The sequence below is a fragment of the Candidatus Viadribacter manganicus genome, from assembly GCF_001679665.1.
Classification (GTDB): domain Bacteria; phylum Pseudomonadota; class Alphaproteobacteria; order Caulobacterales; family Aquidulcibacteraceae; genus Vitreimonas; species Vitreimonas manganica.
In genome coordinates this window covers 238,706-256,278 of the sequence record NZ_CP013244.1, presented here as the reverse complement: position 1 = coordinate 256,278, position 17,573 = coordinate 238,706, and the positions used below count along the sequence as shown (strand labels likewise).

The window sequence follows — 17,573 nt, the reverse complement described above, 5'->3', positions numbered from 1 at the left end:
CCGTCACAATGTTAGTTTGCAACGGAATCGAGGCCAGTTTTTTCTAGCCTTTTCTGCTTCCCAGAACCGCTCCTTTTGAGCCTTAGAATTTAGACCGGGTCCCGTGTCAGACACGTCCGATCCCGCCGAGAACGGCGGACCGAACCTTCCCAAAGGTGTTCAACTTATCAGCGTCGAAGACGAGCTGAAGCGCTCGTACCTCGACTATGCGATGAGCGTCATCGTCTCGCGCGCGCTGCCTGATGCACGCGACGGCCTGAAGCCGGTTCACCGCCGCATCCTTTATGCAATGGATGAAGCGGGTAACACACACGACAAAGCCCACCGCAAGAGTGCGAAGTCTGTCGGCGACGTGATGGGCAATTATCACCCGCACGGCGATCAAGCGATTTACATGACGCTTGTGCGCCTCGCGCAAGATTTCTCGATGGGACTGCCGCTGGTTGATGGCCAGGGCAATTTCGGTTCGATCGACGGCGATATGCCGGCGTCGATGCGCTATACGGAAGCGCGTCTGGCCAAACCGGCTCGCGCTCTGCTTGATGACATCGACGAAGGCACAGTTGACTTCCAGGATAATTACGACGGCTCGATGCAAGAGCCATCGGTTCTGCCGGCGCGGTTTCCGAACCTTTTGGTGAATGGCGGTGGCGGTATCGCCGTTGGTATGGCGACGAACATTCCGCCGCACAATTTGTCGGAAGTGATCGATGCGACGGTGGCGCTTATCGATAACCCGAACGTTAGCGATCTTGATCTGCTTGATATCGTGCCAGGGCCGGACTTTCCGACGGGTGGAGAAATACTTGGCCGCGCCGGCGCACGTCTGGCGCTGATGACGGGTCGCGGCTCGGTAATGATCCGCGCCAAGCACCACAACGAAACCATTCGTGGCCGCGAAGCTCTGGTGTTCACTGAAATTCCTTATCAGGTGAACAAGTCCGAGATGGTCGAGAAGATCGGCGAGCAGGTGCGCGAGAAGCGCATTGAGGGCATCGCCGAGGTTCGGGATGAATCTAACCGCCTGGGCGTTCGCCTTGTGATCGAGCTGAAGCGCGACGCGGTGCCGGATGTCGTGCTGAACCAACTTTATCGCTATTCATCACTGCAGACCTCGTTCGGCGTGAACATGCTGGCGCTGAACCAGGGCAAGCCTGAGCAGATGGGTTTGCGCAAGATCCTCGAAATCTTCCTCTCATTCCGCGAACAGGTCGTCACACGCCGTACCAAGTTCCGTCTGGCGAAGGCGCGCAAGCGGGGCCACGAGACCGTTGGCCTGGCGATTGCGGTGGCCAACATCGATGACGTCATCAAACTGATCCGCGAGAGCCCCGATCCGGGAACGGCGCGTGAGCGCATGTTGGCGCGTGCTTGGCCTGCCGGCGACATGATGCCGTTGATCGCGCTGATCGCCGATCCACGCACCATCGTAACTGAAGGCGACGCGGTTCAACTGTCAGATGAGCAGGCGCGCGCAATCCTTGCGTTGCAACTCTCGCGTCTGACTGGTCTTGGACGTGACGATATAGCCAAGGCCGCGAACGAGATTGCGGAAGAGATCAAAGAATTGCTGTCGATTCTGGCGTCACGCGAACGCATTCTTGAGATCATTCGCGGCGAGCTTACCGACGTGAAGGCCGCGTTCGGTGTGCCGCGCCGCACGGCGTTTTCTGAATCCGAAGGCGACATCGACGATGAGGCGCTCATCCCGCGCGAGGAGATGGTGGTCACGGTCACGCATGGCGGATACGTGAAGCGCACGCCGTTGGCCGCTTATCGAACGCAGCGCCGCGGTGGCAAGGGCCGCGCGGGTATGGCCATGAAGGACGAGGATTTCGTCACGCGCGTTTTCGTGGCCTCCACCCACGCGCCGATCTTGTTCTTCTCTTCGTCAGGCATGGCCTACAAGATGAAGGCATGGCGCATTCCGGCGGGCGATCCGCGCACCAAGGGGCGTGCGCTTGTGAACCTCCTGCCGCTTGGCCAGGGCGAAACCATCACTTCGGTGATGGCGCTGCCCGAAGATGAGCGCGATTGGGACAAGTTTGACGTGATGTTCGCGACGCGCTCGGGGGGCGTGCGCCGTAACAAGCTCAGCGACTTCACTCAAGTGAACCGCAACGGCAAAATCGCCATGAAGCCCGATGAGGGCGATGGCATTATCGGTGTCCAGATCTGTACTGAGGAAGATGACGTCTTGCTAACGACCGCGAACGGAATGTGCGTTCGGTTCCGGACCACAGACGTGCGCGTGTTCAAAGGACGGGACTCCACCGGTGTGCGCGGCGTCGATCTGAAGGAAGGCGATAGCGTCATTGGCATGGCCGTGCTTCGGCATGTCGATGTGACGTCAAAGGAAGTGGGCGATTACTTCAAGTGGGACGCCCAGGCACGCGGCGATGTCGAGATCGAGCAAGAGGAAACGGCGCCTGGTGCGGATGGCGACACGCCAACGCCGTTCGAGCGCTTGGCGTGGCTGAAGACCCAGGAGCAATTCATCCTGACCGTGACCTCCAACGGCTTGGGCAAACGCGCCTCGGCTTACGAGTACCGGGTAACCAATCGCGGCGGTAAAGGTCTCATTGCACACAAGCTGACCAGCGTTGCGAATATCGTGGCGTCTTTCCCGGTCCTCGATCAGGAGGAGCTGCTGCTGGTCACTGACAAGGGGCAGTTGATCCGAACAGCGATTGACCAGATCCGCATCGCGGGCCGCGCCACACAGGGTGTCATCTTGATCAATGTCAGCGATGACGAGCATGTTGTGGCGGCGGAGCGGCTCGAAGCGCTGGGCGGCGACGCCGCTGATGCCGGCGAGGGCGGCGAAGCTGAGGGCGAAGGGGGCGGGAAGTGACCAAGAATATCCGCGTCGGTCTTTATCCGGGGACCTTCGATCCCCCTACGAACGGCCACGTGGATATTATCGGTCGCGCCGCGACCTTGGTGGACAAGCTGGTGATTGGCGTCGCCATCAATCAAGACAAGGGGCCGCTCTTTAGCCTGGAGGAGCGGGTTGAGATGGTCCGGGAGCAGTGCGCTAAGATCAAAGGCGGCGCTGAGATCATCATCCAACCTTTTGACACATTGCTGATGTCATTCGCCGAAAGCGTAGGGGCGCAAATCATCGTCCGGGGACTTAGAGCGGTCGCCGACTTCGAGTACGAATTCGCTATGGTGGGGATGAACCAAAAGCTAAATCCCGCCATCGAAACGGTTTTTCTCATGGCCGATCCGACGCACCAAGCGATCGCGAGCCGGCTGGTGAAAGAAATCGCGCGACTGCAAGGAAGCGTCGCGCACTTCGTGCCCAAGGAAGTAGAAGGACGACTGAAGGCCAAGTTCGGGGTGTCTTAATGCTGCGCTTTGGGAAATTTTTGGCTGCGGCGATGATCGCGCTGAGCCTCGTGGGCATGTTTGATGCGGCTTCCGCTCAGACGCCGGACCCGCGCAATTGGCGTCAGGTTGATCCTGAAAACACGCTCTACATCGATACGGTCCACGGCCGGATTGTCGTTGAGCTTTATCCAGAGATTGCACCGCGCCACGTTGAACGGATCAAGGCGCTCACGCGGCTTGGTTTCTATGATGGCCTGACATTCCACCGGGTGGTGGATGATTTCATGGCGCAAACCGGCGACCCGTTGGGCACTGGTGAAGGTGCATCGTCGCTCCCGGATTTGCGCGAGGAATTCATGTTCCGCCGCGGCCCGGAAATGCCGTTCATTCAAGCGGCAGAACAGAGCCGTGCGCGACTAGGCTTCTACAAGGCGTTGCCGATTGAATCGCAACCGGACGCGCAAATGGCCGTGACCAACGATGGGCGAGTTTCGGCCAACGCGCTGCATTGCCAGGGCGTTGTGTCGATGGCGCGATCGGACAATCCGAACTCCGGCAACAGCCAGTTCTTCATCATGCGTCAGCCGAACTCCGCACTCGATAAGCGCTACACGATTTTTGGGCGTGTCGTATGGGGCCAAGAGGCCGTCATGCAGATCGCAGTCGGCAATCCACCGCCCAATCCAGATCGCATGATCGCCGTTCGCGTCGCCGCTGATTTGCCGGAGAGCGAGCGTGCGCCCATTTACGTGCTGCGTTCCGATGGTCCGCAGTTTCGTGATCTGATTGAGGAAACCCGCCGCGAACGCCGCGCGGATTTCTCGGTCTGTGATGTCCAAATTCCCGCGCGCGTGCCGCGCAATCCGAACAGAGAGAGAAGCTGGTGGTCGATAATTCCTTTCATTCCCTGACGCTCGAACTCGACACGGGTACGGTGAAGATCAAGTTCCGCCCGGACCTTGCGCCGAACCATGTCCAGCGCATTGGCGAGTTGGCCAACGAAGGCTTCTACAATGACGTCCCGTTCCATCGCGTGATCGACGGGTTCATGGCGCAAGGTGGTGACGGCGGACGTAAGAATGGCACTGGCGGTTCAACCAAGCCGAACCTGAAGCAGGAGTTCAACGCCGAGCCTCACGCGCGCGGCGTGTGCTCGATGGCGCGCACGAACGATCCAAACTCCGCCAATAGCCAGTTCTTCATCTGCTTGGACGAGGCCCGCTTCCTGGACAAGCAATACACGGTCTGGGGACAGGTGGTCGAAGGCATGGAAGCGGTCGACGCGCTGCCGAAAGGCGAGCCGCCACGCAACCCAGGGAAGATCGTCTCCGCGAAGGCGGAGTGACGAAGAGCCTTCTCCAACGCTGGCGTTTGCTGGCTGGAGAGGGCGTCGATACGCTTGGCGAGGCGCTCATTCGTGCCTGGAATGAGCCGCAGCGGGTCTATCACGGTCAGTCGCATCTCACTTGGCTGCTGGACGAAGCGGACCGGCGTGCAACGTTGATCCGCGATGCTGTCCTTGTTGGCTACGCGATCTGGTTTCACGATGCGGTCTATGAGCCGGGTAGGTCCGACAATGAGTCATCGAGCGCCGAATGGGCGCGTACATCGCTGGCTCATCCTTCAGGTATTGGCGATCGCGTGGCTCATGTGATCGAAATGACCAAGGATCACGCTGCCGGCGAGGCGGATGGCGACGAAGCGCTCTTTCTCGACATGGATATCGCCATCCTGGGCGCCCCATGGGAGGTCTACTGCGCTTACGCGAGCGGCATTCGCGCCGAATACCCTCATATCTTGGACCCGGCATTCGCCGCAGGACGCGGCGCTTTCCTGGCGAAGCAGCTTGAACACGTGCGCACGTTCCGGACAGACACCTTTGAAAGTGAACTTGGAGAGACGGCCCGCGCCAACATGCGCTGGGAGCTCCAGGAGATGCGCAAGGGGCGCATGGTCAAACACTGATGCGCGTCGACCTATTCGATTTTGAACTCCCCGATGAACTAGTCGCGCTTCGCCCGGCGCGGCCGCGTGAAAGCGCGCGACTGCTTCACGTGCCGAAGGCGGGGCCATTCGAGGATTTGAAGGTGGGCGACGCGACGACGTTGTTCCGCGCCGGGGATTTATTGGTGTTCAACGACACCCGTGTCATTCCCGCCGCCTTGAAGGCGATCCGGCCAAGCCGTGATCCCCAAGGTCCGGTGGTGAATGTTTCGTTGAATTTGATCGAACGAATGTCACCTGACACGTGGCGAGCGCTCGGGAAGCCCGGCAAACGTCTGAAGCAGGGCGATGGTCTCTTTTTCGACGAGGGTCTGTTCGCGGCCATAGAAGGCAAGAGCGAGGAAGGCGAACTCACGCTGCGTTTTGACCGAAGTGGAGCGGAGCTTGATCAAGCAATCGCACAGATTGGCGCGCCACCGCTGCCGCCGTACATTGCAGGCAAACGCGCCCCCGACGATCAGGACCGCGCTGACTATCAGACGATCTACGCCGCCAGGGATGGTGCGGTCGCAGCACCCACGGCCGGTTTGCATTTTACCCAAGAGCTTTTGTCAAAGTTCTCCGAGATGGGTGTCGAACGCACGCACGTAACGTTGCACGTCGGCGCAGGAACCTTCCTGCCTGTAAAGGTCGAAGATACTTCAGCGCACGTGATGCATTCGGAGTGGCGGGAGATCTCGCTTGAGGCCGCTGCCTCAATCAACCGGGCCAGGCGTGAAGGGCGGCGTGTTATCGCAATCGGCACCACCGCGCTCAGGTCGCTGGAATCCGCCGCCGATGAAGATGGCAAGGTTCGTGCGGAAGCAGGCGGAACCAACATCTTCATAGCACCCGGCTATCGCTTTCGAGTGATCGATTGCCTTTGGACTAACTTTCACTTGCCGCGCTCGACGCTCTTCATGCTGGTGTCCGCGTTCGCCGGTTTCGAGCGTATGCAGGCGGCGTATAAGCACGCCATCGATAGCGGCTATCGCTTCTATTCCTATGGCGACGCCAGCCTGTTATGGCGGGCCGAATGAATTTTCCGTTCGAAATAAAGGCCCGCGACGGTGACGCGCGAACAGGTGTTTTGCGCACCACGCGCGGCGACATCCGCACCCCCGCCTTCATGCCTGTCGGCACCGCGGGCACAGTCAAAGGCCTGACAGTCGATCAAGTCGCTTCGACGGGTGCGGATATTATTCTTGGCAACACCTATCACTTGATGTTGCGGCCGGGCGGTGAACGCATGACCCGCTTGGGTGGACTGCACAAGTTCATGCGATGGGACAAACCGATCCTCACCGATAGTGGCGGTTACCAAGTGATGTCGCTCGCCCAGCTTCGAAAACTCGATGCCGACGGGGTCACGTTTCGAAGCCACGTGGATGGCAGCCAGCATCGTCTGACCCCAGAGAGCGCCATGCAAATCCAAGCCGATCAGATCGGTGCGGATATCGTGATGCAGTTAGACGAGTGCCCCGCGCTGCCCGCGCCGAGAGAGGACGTCGAAAAGGCGATGCGTCTTTCGCTGGGTTGGGCAAAGCGCTGCAAGGTGGCGTTTGGCGAACGCGAAAAGCAAAATCTGTTCGCAATTGTTCAGGGCGGCATTGATCCGGCCCTGCGCCGCATTTCCGCAGAAGCGCTCGTGGCTGAAAAATTCGACGGCTACGCCATCGGCGGGCTTGCAGTCGGCGAAGGGCATGAGGCGATGTTGGCCACGCTTGATGTTACGACGCCGCTGCTTCCGCAGGATCGCCCGCGCTATCTGATGGGCGTGGGCAAGCCTATCGACATCGTCGAAAGCGTCGTCCGCGGCGTTGATATGTTCGATTGCGTGCTTCCGACGCGCTCAGGACGCCACGGGCAAGCTTGGACGGACGAGGGCCCGCTCAATATAACAAACGCCCGTTACGTTGAGGATAGCAGCCCACTGGATGCGAACATCGATTGTCCCGCGAGCCGTGATTACTCTAAGGCCTATCTGCATCACTTGTTCAAAGCCGGCGAATTGCTCGGCCAAGTGCTGCTGTCGTGGCACAATGTTGCCTACTACCAATTTCTGATGGCGCGTTTACGCGACGCGATCGCCGAAGGGCGATTGACGCAGTTTGTTTCCGACTTCAAAGCGAAGTCAGCTGCCGGCTAACGTTGGCGCGGTGCGGGCGGCGGTGGTGGAATGATGCTCGGGCAACCAAGCGAAGCGCCATAGCCGCGCAGGAAGGTGCGACGCTGTTGTCCGTTGGCGACTGCGCGTAGTGCATCCCGCTCCGCGCGATTGGCGCCGCTGAGGCGGCGCACCCAAGAACGGAATGGAATGAGATCCTCCGCGGTGTCCTCGGCGGCCTGGATGGCTTGATCTTCGACGAAGTCGCCACTGCGATCCCAAATGTTGCGATTGGGACCGGGCTGGTAACTTTCAGGGCCAAGTGCGCTGTCGAGTTGATTGATCTCGCGCGCGACGGCCGCGCAATCGGTTAGCGTTGCCGTGGCATACGGATACTGAAGATTGCGCAGCACCAGGGGGATCTCCTGGCGCATCAAACCAACATCGCGAAATGGGATCGAGGCGGCGCTGGTGACCCCGCGACGGGTGTCGGCGGTGCGACCGGTTGAGCAGGCCACGACACTCGCGCATACCGTGATCAGAACCGCCATTTTCCCTATAGTCCGCATGTGCATTCTCAGCTCCCGGCTCGCAGGCGGCCAGCCTATACCTCTGCCTCCTTGCCGCGCCAATGCGGCGAGACATGGACAAGGCGATTGGGTTAAGCCCGGCGCATGCTCCCAGTTGAGGATGTATTGCCGGACTTGCTGGCCGCGCTGGAGACGCGCGGCGAGGCAGTGCTGGTTGCGCCTCCCGGCGCGGGCAAGACGACGCGTGTCGCGCCAGCGCTGCTGAACGCGCCTTGGGCGAAGAATGGTAAGATCATTCTCTTGTCGCCAAGGCGCATCGCAGCGCGCGCCGCAGCCGCCCGCATGGCGTTTGAGCGCCGAGAGCCCGTTGGCGCAACGATTGGCTATCGCGTGCGGCTCGATTCCAAGATCGGACGCGAAACGCGCATTGAGGTCGTCACCGAGGGCGTCTTCACACGCATGATCTTGGAGGACCCCGAGCTACGCGGCGTCGCGGTCGTGGTGTTCGACGAATTCCACGAGCGAAGTCTTGAGGGCGATTTCGGACTTGTGCTTGCGCGCGAAGCGCAAGGCGCGCTTAGGCCAGATCTGAAGCTCATTGTGATGTCGGCCACGCTCGATGCGTCGCGTGTTGCAGCCCTTCTAGGTGATGCGCCGGTAATCGTGAGTGAGGGCCGCATGTTTCCAGTGCGGCACATCTATCGCCCGCGTGACGGGCAAGTGCGACTGGAGGACGATGTAGCCGCCGCGACACGCTCGGCGATGTTGAGTGAGCCCGGTTCTGTTCTGATTTTTCTTCCCGGTGTTCGCGAGATCGAGCGCACCGCGGAGCGATTGCGTGAAAGCATCCGCGATCCGAACATAGATATTCGCCCGCTCTATGGCGCCATGAGTCCAAGCGATCAGGATGCGGCTATTGCACCTGCGCCACCAGGGCGAAGAAAAGTCGTGCTCGCGACGTCGATTGCGGAGACCAGTCTCACAATCGAAGGCGTGCGCATCGTCATCGATAGTGGGCTTGCGCGCCGTCCCAAGTTCGAGCCCGCCCTCGGCCTGACGCGTCTGGAGACCGTTCGCGCGAGCCAGGCGTCCATTACCCAGCGCGCGGGTCGCGCCGGCCGCCTTGAGCCCGGTGTCGCCATAAGAATGTGGAGCGAGGGGGAAACGCGCGCGCTCCCATTGTTCGACCGGCCGGAAATCGTGGATGCGGATCTAAGCGGGCTCGCGCTTGATCTTGCGGCGTGGGGTGCAAGCGATCCCAACACGTTGGCTTGGTTGGACCCGCCGCCGGCGCCAGCATGGGCCGAAGCTATCGCGCTGTTAAAACGCATCGGCGCACTTAGCGATGACGATCGGTTGACGCCACATGGCCAAGCCATCGCAAAGTTGCCGCTGCCTGCGCGTTTGGCGCATATGGTGATCTGCGCGGCGCGTGACGGTGAGGCGGTGCTGGGGGCGCGTATTGCTGTGGTTCTCAGTGAGCAAGGGTTAGGTGGCCGCAGCACAGATTTAAGGGATCGCTTACATCGCTTCGCGACGGAGCGCGGCCGGCGTGCGGAAAGTGCTCGCGGCCTTGCGGATCGCATCGCGCGCTTAGCGGGCGGCACGCGTGGAGATGGGCGCGAAGATCATGCGGGGCGATTGTTGGCGATGGCCTATCCAGATCGCGTCGGCAAAGCTCGACAAGGTGGATTTTCGCTCGTCAACGGTCGAGCGGCGATGGTTGATGACACCTCGCCGCTGCTCAAGGCCCAGTTCGCGGTGATCGCAGACATGGCAGGCGCTGCGGGCCGATCGCAGGTCATCGTCGGTGCGCCCATTGATTTTGCCGATGTTGAAGATCTTTTTGGCGGGCAGATTGAGTCGCGCGCCTCGGCGAGTGTTGATGCTGCGACAGGAGCATTGCGCGCGCGTCGGGTGCGACGCCTCGGCAAACTCGTGCTTTCTGAAGCGCCGCTAGAGCGGCTTTCAGGCTCGGATCTTACTCAGGCCTTACTCGATGTGATTGCAGAGCAGGGTGTGGCGCTGCTTGATTGGGACGATGTTGCGCGCCAGACGCGCGCCCGAGTCCAGTTCATGCGCGCCATTGAGGATGGCGCTTGGCCAGACTGGAGCGATGAGGCGTTGCAGAACTCCCTCGGAGATTGGCTGGGTCCGGCGTTGGTTGGCGTGTCGACGTTGAAGGCGGTGGATGTATCGCGCGCGCTGCTAAACTCCCTCAACTATGATCAGCGCCGCAGGCTCGATGTCGAGGCGCCGGCAAAGTTTGAAACGCCCGCCGGATCGTCGCTCTCAATCGACTATGCAAGTGACGGCGGACCGGCTTTGGATGTGCGCCTTCAAGAAATGTTCGGTCAAGACAAACACCCGGCGATCGCGGGCGGCCGCGTCCCTTTAAGCTTGCGATTGCTTTCCCCTGCACATCGGCCGGTTCAGACCACCAAGGACTTGCCGGGGTTCTGGCGTGGTTCGTACGCGGCTGTGCGTAGCGAGATGCGCGGTCGCTACCCAAAGCATCCTTGGCCGGATGATCCATTGACGGCGCCGCCTACGCGCCGCGCCAAACCAAGAGGCTCGTGATGATACCGACAATTGAGGACGTGAAGGCGGCGGCAAAGCGCATTGAGGGTATCGCTGTGAAGACCCCCCTTATCCGCAATGATGTGTTGGATGAGGTCACCGGCGCGAAGGTCTGGGTGAAGGCCGAGAACCTTCAACGCGGCGGCGCCTTCAAGATGCGCGGCGCCACCAATGCTATTGCGGCGCTTTCGCCAGAAGTGCGCGCCAAGGGCGTGATCGCGTTCTCATCCGGAAATCACGCCATCGCTGTCGCCACAGCATCTAAGCTATTCGCCATCGCCGCCACCATCGTCATGCCTGCTGACGCGCCGAAGATAAAGCTTGATACGACACGCAGCCTTGGCGCGAAGGTGGTGACCTATGATCGTGTGGGTGAGAGCCGCGAGGAGATTGGCGCACGTCTCGCTGCCGACGGAGGTCTCGCCTTAATCAAACCTTTCGACGATCCATTTGTGCTGGCGGGGCAGGGGACTGCCGGTTTGGAGATTGCGGCGCTCATTTCGCCTGACGTTGTCTTCGTGCCGGCCAGCGGAGGCGGACTGTCTACTGGCACCGCGCTGTCCTTGCCCGACGCACGGGTGTTCGCCGTCGAGCCGGAGGGGCATGCCGACATTCAGCGCACGCTTGAGACAGGCGTGATCCAACGCAACGAACCCGGCATCCGATCAATCTGTGATGGCCTGCTCACGGAGCAGATGGGCGAGATCCCCTTTGCAATCGCACGCGAGCGCTTCGAGCGCGTGTTCGCGGTTTCGAATGAGGCTGTCCTACGCGCGATGAAATTCGCGTTCCAGCGGCTGAAGCTGGTGCTTGAGCCGTCGGGCGCTGCCTCTTTGGCGGCTCTGCTTGAAGGCGGCGCGGACGTGCGGGGGCAAACCGTCGCGATCATCGCCAGCGGGGGCAACGTCGATGTCGAAACCTTTGAGCGCGCGCTAGCGGCCTAACCGCCCCGCTTCAAATCCTGCTCAAGCGTGATCGGCGTCGCTTGGCCGGCCAGGCGATAGCGGTAGACCTGGAGGTTCTCGGTGACGCGCTGGACGTAGTTGCGCGTTTCTGAGAACGGAATGAGTTCGATCCAGTCGACGACATCGACAGACGGTGAGCGTGGGTCGCCCCAGTCTTCAATCCATTCGCGCGCACGGTGCGATCCGGCGTTGTAGGATGCGATGGCGAGAACATACGAGCCGTTGAAGCTGTCTACGAGATCCGCGAGATGGGCCGAGCCAAGGGTCATGTTGTACTGCGCGTCGCTGGTCAGAGCACTGCGCTCGAACGACATCCCTTCGCGCCTAGCCTGAGCTTGCGCTGTTGAGGGAATGAGTTGCATGAGCCCGCGAGCGTTGGCGCTGGAGATCGCGCCAACATCGAATTCGCTCTCTTGCCGAATGATGGCGAGCACCAGGGCGGGCTCGATGCGGCCTTGTGTCCGCACCGTTGGCGGCAAGTCTATCAGCGGATATGCAGAGCTTACCGCAACGACATTTCGGAAGAGCCCTGCCTTCGCGCTGCGAAGCGCCGTGCGGTGGTAGGATTGTTCGCGCGCCAGCTGCGAAAGGAGTTCCATCTCCATCGGATCATCGAGCGTATCGTCGAGGTAAAATGCGATCGACTCGAAGTCGCGCTGGGCGCCGACTTCGGCCATGAGGCGCAACGCGCGCACCAATTCGCGATTGGCGAAGCGATCACGAGCAGCCTGAGTAACCTGGGCGGTTTCTGGGAGCGAGAGCAGCGCGCTACGGTCGCCCCGCGTGGCGGCGAGTTGGCCGTAATAGGTGAAGTTAAAGCGTGCCGCTTCGTTAAAGAGGCGTTCCGATTCCGAACGGTTGCCAAGCGCCTGCTGAGCTTCGGCGCGCCAATAGAGCGCGCGCGACAGGCTGACCGGCGAAGACACGTTTTCGCTTAGGTGAGAGAAGTGTTCGGCGGCGCGTTGCGGTTGGTTGAGATAACGCAGGCTAAGCCAGCCGGAGAGCCATTCGGCGTCGGCAAAGGACTCCCCGCTTGTCAGGCCATGGTTCGAGACCAGTTGGTAGGCCAAACTGTAATTGCCGGCCCGCATGGCGCGGGGCACGTAGAGGCGGCGCTCACGGAAAATGTCGGAGCGCGCTGCAAGCGGCGCTTCACGTGCATCGATGCGCGCAGCCATTTGCATCGCATCGATCGGCTGGTCAGTCCGGCGGCGATATTGGGCGCGATCAAAGAGGAGGCCCGGATCGTCTTGGCGCGAAGCGGGCACAGCGTCGATTGCGGCCTGGAGGCCGCGACGCTGGCGTGTCTGCACGGCAATGCGTGCTTGCGCCAAAGCGCGGTCGGCTGACGACAAGCGTGAGAACAGACGTTGCGCGGCGGTGCGTTGGTCTCGCCACAGAAGACCACTTACCCGCGCAGCATAATCGTCCTGGGTGAAGACTGAGCTGAATTCTTGTTGGGCCCGATCTTCCGTTGTGCTTGTCAGCGCATCTTCGCGCCAGGATGCGCGAGCGATCTCGTTGGCTTCGGCGCGCTGTCCAGCGTCACGCAGGGCCATCGCCAGCGCGATGCGGCCATCGCCCGTGATTGGCCCTCCGTCCTGGCGGAGGAATGCGATGCGTTCGGCCGGAGATAGGCGGCTGTCAAAGATCGCCTGCTCGGCGCGCGTGCGCATGATCGTGCGCGCGGGCCAACCCTGCAACTCGTCCAGCGCTTGTTTAATGTCGGCGAAGTAGAGCGGCGCCTCGTTGGACGAGGCCCAGCGCCATTGCAGCATGCGGCGCACCAGCGGGTCCGTGGCGCTGTCGCGAAGCGAAGCTAGGCCCCCCCAGTCGCCGGATTGAGCCGCCGCCAGTCCCTCACGCAGGCGCATCCGCTCCGCGCCCGACGGCATCGGGGCCGCTGGAGCATAGGTCGTGGCCTGAGCACTTGCGGGGCCAGGCGCGGTCTCCTGTTGGCCCACGGCGCTCGAGGCCACCAACACAGCGCTTGCGGCTGCCGCGAACGCGCATACACGGATCATTCTGGGTCGGTTCATTCACCCGCCTCGCAACGAAACAACCTTGGGCCCGCAAACAAGCGTCGGCGGGCCGCTATTTAACCTCGCCCGACACTGTGGCAGGAATCGCGCCAACTCTACCCCAAACGGAAGCTGTTCATGGTTCACGGCTCGAATCCTGCGCTCATAACGCCATTTCGCAACGGAATCGTCGATGAACAGGCGTTCCAAAAGCTGGTGGCTTGGCAGGTTGCGGAGGGAACCCACGGCCTTGTTCCCTGCGGCACCACCGGTGAAAGCGTAACGCTAAGCCTGCAAGAGCACGTTCGGGTTGTGGAAATGTGCGTCGAAGTCGCCGCCGGGAAAGTGCCGGTGATCGCCGGTGCGGGCTCGAACGACACGGCGCACGCCATCGAATTGGCAAAGCATGTGAAGGCGGCGGGTGCGGATGCCGTGCTTGTGGTCGCGCCATACTACAACAAGCCAAGCCCTGATGGATTGTTTGCGCACTTCAAGGCAATCAACGACGCTGTGGATATCCCAATTTACATCTACAACGTGCCGGGTCGCACTATGATCGACATGTCGCCGGAAACCGTCGGTCGAATTGCTCAACTCGCCAACGTGGTCGGCATCAAGGATGCCTCGAACGATTTATCGCGTGTTGCCAAGCACCGCGCTCTTGCGGGTTTGGAGTTCAATCAGCTCTCCGGCGAGGACGCTAGCGCCCTTGGCTTCAACGCACACGGCGGACGCGGATGCATCTCGGTGACCGCCAACGTAGCGCCGAAGCTCTGTGCGCAGATGCAGGATGCGACGCTGCAGGGCGCCTTCGACACAGCGCGCGCTATCGATGATCGGTTGGCCCCGTTGCATAAGGCAATGTTCTGCGAGCCGTCGCCAGCGCCAGCGAAGTACGCCTGCTCACTGCTAGGATTGTGTACCGACGAGGTGCGTCTGCCGATCGTTACGTGCAGCGACGCGGCCAAAGCACAGATCCGCTCGGCAATGACACACGCAGGCCTTATCTAAGCGCCATGGCAAAAAAGGCAGATCCCCAGCGCAAGCTGATCGCGGAAAACCGTCGTGCGCGGTTCGACTATATGATCGAAGAGACCATGGAGGCTGGCATCCAACTTGTCGGCACCGAGGTGAAGTCGTTGCGCGGTGGTCGCGCCAACATCGCGGAAAGCTACGCAAGCACGGAAAAGGGTGAGCTCTGGCTCGTTAACGCGACCATTCCTGAGTATCCGCCTGCGGGACAATTCAATCATGAGCCACGCCGACCGCGAAAATTGCTGGTGCGAGCGCGGGAATTGAAAAAGCTCGCCAGTGCGGTCGAGCGTGAGGGCCGAACGTTGGCTCCGTTGGAACTGTATTTCAACGATCGCGGCATTGCCAAAATCAAGATTGCGCTCGCCAAGGGCAAGAAGGCGCATGACAAACGCGAGGCCAGCAAGGATCGTGACTGGAAACGTCAGCAAGGGCGCTTGTTGCGGGATAAAGGATGAGAGCCGCGATTATCTTCGTGCTTGCCGCCTGCGTCGCAGGTTGCCTGCCGCCGGTAAATGCGGAGACAGTTGAACTTGCTTGGCAGCGCTGCAACGGAAACGGCGCAGCGGCTTATCGAGTAAGCCAATGCACCGCCGTGATCGACTTCGACGGCGCCACAGATGAGCGCCGGACGGCTGCGTTTGTTGCGCGCGCTTCCGTGCGGACCGCAGATGGCCAGTATAATCGGGCATTAGCGGATCTTGGCCGCGCTCTGCGCATCGACGCCAACAATGCCGAAGTTTATCTCCAGCGCGGCATTATCCATCAGGCGCGCGGCGCTTTCGATTTTGCGGTTCGAGATTTCGATCAAGCGTTGGCGCTTGCGCCGGGATTACAGCAAGCGCTCGATCATCGCGCGGAGGTCGTGCAGCAGAGAGCCTCTGCTTATGTGGAGCAGATACAGCAACTCGATCGCTATTTGCAGGAAACTCCCGGAGATGCAGATCTCCTGAATTCGCGTTGCTGGTTGCGCACCATCAACAACGATGATCTGGATTTGGCGCTATCGGACTGCAATGCATCTTTGATGTCTGTGCCGAACGACGCAAACGTCCTGGACAGTCGGGGGCTGTTGCATCTGAAACGTGGGGAATTGGAAGCTTCGCTTGCGGACTATGAAGCGGCGTTGCGGATCGAGCCTGAGCGCGGGCACTTCATGTACGGTCGCGGGTTGGCGCGGATAGCTTTAGGCATGCACGCTGAAGGCGACGCCGACTTGGCGCGCGCCGAAGAGCTAGAGCCTGGCATTGCGCGCCAGTATCAAGAGTACAACATCTTGCCGCCAAAGCCGGCGCCGCAGCCGATCGAGGCGGCCGACTAGGCGAACGCGAGCTGCTTGGCGCGCGCCATTACGGTCTCGAACATCTCGGTCGTCAGTCGTCGCGTCTGCGTGTTGTAGCGCGAGCAATGATAACTTGAGACTAGGATTTGTCCGCTGGGCAATGCGGTCTCGACGGCGTGGCCGAACTTAGAAAATGTGGGCTTCAGGCCGTAAGCGCACAGCACGCTTTCGTGTGCGATGGAGCCAAGCGCCAGCATGGCGCGCATGCGCGGTAGCGCTTTTATGCGTGCCGAGAGGAATGGCCGGCAGACGGCGATTTCGGCGGGCGTCGGTTTGTTTTCTGGAGGCGCGCAACGCACAGCGTTGGTGATCATCGCGCCTTTTAGCGTCAGTCCGTCTTTGGGATCGGCGCGGTACTCCCCTTCCGCTAGGCCAAGTTTCTTAAGCGTGCCGTACAGCAAATCGCCGGCATAGTCCCCGGTGAAGGGGCGGCCGGTACGGTTTGCGCCGCCGCGGCCTGGCGCGAGGCCCACAATGAGAAGTCGCGCTTGTTCATCGCCGAACGAGGGTGCTGCACCGTTGAACCATGTCGGCTCGGCGAGTTGGTTTGCGCGGCGGTAGTCGACGAGCCTTGGGCAGAGCGGGCAGTCTTTCGGCGCTTCGGGGAGCGTAGTAGTCAAAGCGCTGCGCTTTCGAGCGAACATGATTGCAGGAGTTGCGAGATCCAACTTAGCAGGGCCATCCAGTGAGCGGTCAAATCGAGGCGTCAACGGCTTTGGTCGCGCTCGGGGCAAACATGCCTTTCGGGGCGTTGGAAGGGCCGGCTTTGCTGGGCGCGGCGCTTGTCGGGATCAACGGCGCGGGTCTTCGAGTCTTATCGCAATCGGGCGTTTGGCGAACGGAGGCATGGCCCGCCGGGAGCGGCCAGCCGGATTATTTCAACGCTGTGGTCCAGCTAGGGGTTGGCCGCATGTCGCCGACGGACCTTTACGGTGAGTTAGAAATCATCGAGCGGCGGTTCGGTAGAGAGCGTCGTGAGCGCTGGGCGGCGCGAACTCTGGATTTGGACATCCTCACGATGGACCGTTATGTCGGCGAGTTTGGCGGTGTTATATTGCCGCATCCGCGGATGACGGAGCGCGCGTTTGTCCTCGCGCCCTTGACGGAGGTTGCTCCGAATTGGCGGCACGCGCAGACAGGTCTGCGTGCGGCCGCACTGCTTGGGGCCCTGCCGGTCCAGTCTCGTTACGAGCGCGTGGGAGATATCCCGGCGCCTTGAGGGCAGGATTTCGCACCTGCGGCCGCCCTTCGCATTGCGAAATACCGCGAGCCCCACTAGGTTGAGGCTCGTTCCGACCCATTTTGACCCTGAGGAAGCACGCCTTGGCTCGCGTAACCGTTGAAGATTGCGTAGAAAAGATCCCGAACCGGTTTTCGCTGGTGCTGCTGGCCGCGCACCGCGCGCGCAACATTTCCTCCGGCGCCGAGCCGCTTGTGGATCGCGACCGCGATAAAGATCCGGTTGTTTCCCTTCGTGAAATCGGCGACGGCGCGATTACGCCGGAAGAGCTGCGCGACAGTTATGTGATGCTCTACCAAGACGTCCAACCAGCCGCTCAAGCCGAAGACGAGCAAGATCGTCTGGCGCTCGCCGCTCCGGTCGAGACCAGCGAAGACGACGTGCTGCGCGCGCTCCAGCAAGAAGCTGAAGCTCAACGCGACGAGCGGTACTAGGTC

The 17,573-nt window shown here is 61.1% G+C and carries 17 protein-coding genes; 14 read left to right on the top strand and 3 right to left on the bottom strand.

What is annotated here, in order from left to right; translation table 11 throughout:
• Window positions 1–103 precede the first annotated feature (103 nt).
• Genes gyrA through tgt form a run of 7 tightly spaced genes read left to right on the top strand, consistent with a single transcriptional unit; the run spans window position 104 to window position 7,468 of the window.
• A complete protein-coding gene (gene gyrA, locus ATE48_RS01360) occupies window positions 104–2,854 on the top strand; it encodes a DNA gyrase subunit A (protein ID WP_083197102.1) in 2,751 nt (916 codons plus the stop codon).
• 8 nt (window positions 2,855–2,862) lie between these two features.
• A complete protein-coding gene (gene coaD / locus ATE48_RS01355; protein WP_066774474.1) occupies window positions 2,863–3,354 on the top strand; it encodes a pantetheine-phosphate adenylyltransferase in 492 nt (163 codons plus the stop codon).
• Window positions 3,354–4,247, top strand: a complete 894-nt coding sequence (locus ATE48_RS01350; protein WP_083197101.1) for a peptidylprolyl isomerase — start codon at window positions 3,354–3,356, stop codon at window positions 4,245–4,247. The genes coaD and ATE48_RS01350 overlap by 1 nt, the downstream gene beginning before the upstream one ends.
• Window positions 4,220–4,681 carry a peptidylprolyl isomerase gene (locus tag ATE48_RS01345; protein WP_066767097.1) on the top strand — a complete coding sequence of 154 codons (462 nt, stop codon included), beginning with the start codon at window positions 4,220–4,222 and terminating at the stop codon, window positions 4,679–4,681. The genes ATE48_RS01350 and ATE48_RS01345 overlap by 28 nt, the downstream gene beginning before the upstream one ends.
• Window positions 4,678–5,301: an HD domain-containing protein gene (locus ATE48_RS01340; protein ID WP_066767095.1), complete on the top strand. Its 624-nt coding sequence runs from the start codon at window positions 4,678–4,680 to the stop codon at window positions 5,299–5,301. Before ATE48_RS01345 ends, ATE48_RS01340 begins: the two co-directional genes overlap by 4 nt.
• Entirely contained in the window at window positions 5,301–6,359 is a 1,059-nt protein-coding gene (queA, locus tag ATE48_RS01335; RefSeq protein ID WP_066767092.1) for a tRNA preQ1(34) S-adenosylmethionine ribosyltransferase-isomerase QueA, read from the top strand. Before ATE48_RS01340 ends, queA begins: the two co-directional genes overlap by 1 nt.
• Window positions 6,356–7,468, top strand: coding sequence for a tRNA guanosine(34) transglycosylase Tgt (tgt, locus tag ATE48_RS01330; RefSeq protein ID WP_066767089.1), 1,113 nt, complete (start codon window positions 6,356–6,358; stop codon window positions 7,466–7,468). The genes queA and tgt overlap by 4 nt, the downstream gene beginning before the upstream one ends.
• On the opposite strand, the gene ATE48_RS01325 is transcribed toward tgt, so the two are convergent.
• Window positions 7,465–7,977, bottom strand: coding sequence for a hypothetical protein (locus tag ATE48_RS01325; RefSeq protein ID WP_083197100.1), 513 nt, complete (start codon window positions 7,975–7,977; stop codon window positions 7,465–7,467). The two genes, tgt and ATE48_RS01325, sit on opposite strands and share 4 nt — an antisense overlap.
• A gap of 123 nt (window positions 7,978–8,100) precedes the next feature.
• Between ATE48_RS01325 and hrpB the strand changes: the two genes are divergently transcribed.
• Window positions 8,101–10,536 (top strand): ATP-dependent helicase HrpB, encoded by a 2,436-nt coding sequence (gene hrpB, locus ATE48_RS01320; protein WP_066767087.1) that lies wholly within the window; start codon window positions 8,101–8,103, stop codon window positions 10,534–10,536.
• Window positions 10,536–11,480, top strand: coding sequence for a threonine ammonia-lyase (locus ATE48_RS01315; RefSeq protein WP_066767086.1), 945 nt, complete (start codon window positions 10,536–10,538; stop codon window positions 11,478–11,480). The genes hrpB and ATE48_RS01315 overlap by 1 nt, the downstream gene beginning before the upstream one ends.
• Here the strand turns inward: ATE48_RS01315 and ATE48_RS01310 are convergent.
• Window positions 11,477–13,540: a lytic transglycosylase domain-containing protein gene (locus ATE48_RS01310; protein ID WP_083197099.1), complete on the bottom strand. Its 2,064-nt coding sequence runs from the start codon at window positions 13,538–13,540 to the stop codon at window positions 11,477–11,479. The genes ATE48_RS01315 and ATE48_RS01310 overlap by 4 nt on opposite strands.
• Window positions 13,541–13,660: 120 nt before the next feature.
• Between ATE48_RS01310 and dapA the strand changes: the two genes are divergently transcribed.
• The 3 genes from dapA to ATE48_RS01295 are packed head-to-tail and all read left to right on the top strand — an operon-like array spanning window position 13,661 to window position 15,875.
• On the top strand, window positions 13,661–14,533 hold the full coding sequence (gene dapA, locus ATE48_RS01305) for a 4-hydroxy-tetrahydrodipicolinate synthase (RefSeq protein WP_066767084.1): 873 nt from the start codon (window positions 13,661–13,663) through the stop codon (window positions 14,531–14,533).
• Window positions 14,534–14,538: 5 nt separating this feature from the next.
• Complete coding sequence (gene smpB / locus ATE48_RS01300; protein WP_066767082.1) at window positions 14,539–15,012, top strand: SsrA-binding protein SmpB; 474 nt, start codon at window positions 14,539–14,541, stop codon at window positions 15,010–15,012.
• A complete protein-coding gene (locus tag ATE48_RS01295) occupies window positions 15,009–15,875 on the top strand; it encodes a tetratricopeptide repeat protein (protein ID WP_066767080.1) in 867 nt (288 codons plus the stop codon). The genes smpB and ATE48_RS01295 overlap by 4 nt, the downstream gene beginning before the upstream one ends.
• Here ATE48_RS01295 and ATE48_RS01290 read toward each other — a convergent pair.
• Window positions 15,872–16,540, bottom strand: coding sequence for a uracil-DNA glycosylase (locus ATE48_RS01290; RefSeq protein WP_066767078.1), 669 nt, complete (start codon window positions 16,538–16,540; stop codon window positions 15,872–15,874). The genes ATE48_RS01295 and ATE48_RS01290 overlap by 4 nt on opposite strands.
• A gap of 41 nt (window positions 16,541–16,581) precedes the next feature.
• Here ATE48_RS01290 and folK point away from each other — a divergent pair, with 41 nt between their 5' ends.
• Together folK and rpoZ are read left to right on the top strand one after the other, a co-directional pair.
• On the top strand, window positions 16,582–17,115 hold the full coding sequence (folK, locus tag ATE48_RS01285; protein ID WP_083197098.1) for a 2-amino-4-hydroxy-6-hydroxymethyldihydropteridine diphosphokinase: 534 nt from the start codon (window positions 16,582–16,584) through the stop codon (window positions 17,113–17,115).
• 104 nt (window positions 17,116–17,219) lie between these two features.
• Window positions 17,220–17,570 (top strand): DNA-directed RNA polymerase subunit omega, encoded by a 351-nt coding sequence (gene rpoZ, locus ATE48_RS01280; protein WP_066767073.1) that lies wholly within the window; start codon window positions 17,220–17,222, stop codon window positions 17,568–17,570.
• Window positions 17,571–17,573 lie beyond the last annotated feature (3 nt).

What these genes read in the sequence shown, in the direction of transcription:
- ATE48_RS01350 (WP_083197101.1), top strand. Translation starts at nt 3,354, where the DNA reads ATGCTGCGCTTTGGGAAATTTTTGGCTGCGGCGATGATCGCGCTGAGC.
- queA (WP_066767092.1), top strand. Translation starts at nt 5,301, where the DNA reads ATGCGCGTCGACCTATTCGATTTTGAACTCCCCGATGAACTAGTCGCG.
- tgt (WP_066767089.1), top strand. Translation starts at nt 6,356, where the DNA reads ATGAATTTTCCGTTCGAAATAAAGGCCCGCGACGGTGACGCGCGAACA.
- ATE48_RS01325 (WP_083197100.1), bottom strand. Translation starts at nt 7,977, where the DNA reads ATGGCGGTTCTGATCACGGTATGCGCGAGTGTCGTGGCCTGCTCAACC.
- hrpB (WP_066767087.1), top strand. Translation starts at nt 8,101, where the DNA reads ATGCTCCCAGTTGAGGATGTATTGCCGGACTTGCTGGCCGCGCTGGAG.
- ATE48_RS01315 (WP_066767086.1), top strand. Translation starts at nt 10,536, where the DNA reads ATGATACCGACAATTGAGGACGTGAAGGCGGCGGCAAAGCGCATTGAG.
- ATE48_RS01310 (WP_083197099.1), bottom strand. Translation starts at nt 13,540, where the DNA reads ATGAACCGACCCAGAATGATCCGTGTATGCGCGTTCGCGGCAGCCGCA.
- dapA (WP_066767084.1), top strand. Translation starts at nt 13,661, where the DNA reads ATGGTTCACGGCTCGAATCCTGCGCTCATAACGCCATTTCGCAACGGA.
- smpB (WP_066767082.1), top strand. Translation starts at nt 14,539, where the DNA reads ATGGCAAAAAAGGCAGATCCCCAGCGCAAGCTGATCGCGGAAAACCGT.
- ATE48_RS01295 (WP_066767080.1), top strand. Translation starts at nt 15,009, where the DNA reads ATGAGAGCCGCGATTATCTTCGTGCTTGCCGCCTGCGTCGCAGGTTGC.
- ATE48_RS01290 (WP_066767078.1), bottom strand. Translation starts at nt 16,540, where the DNA reads ATGTTCGCTCGAAAGCGCAGCGCTTTGACTACTACGCTCCCCGAAGCG.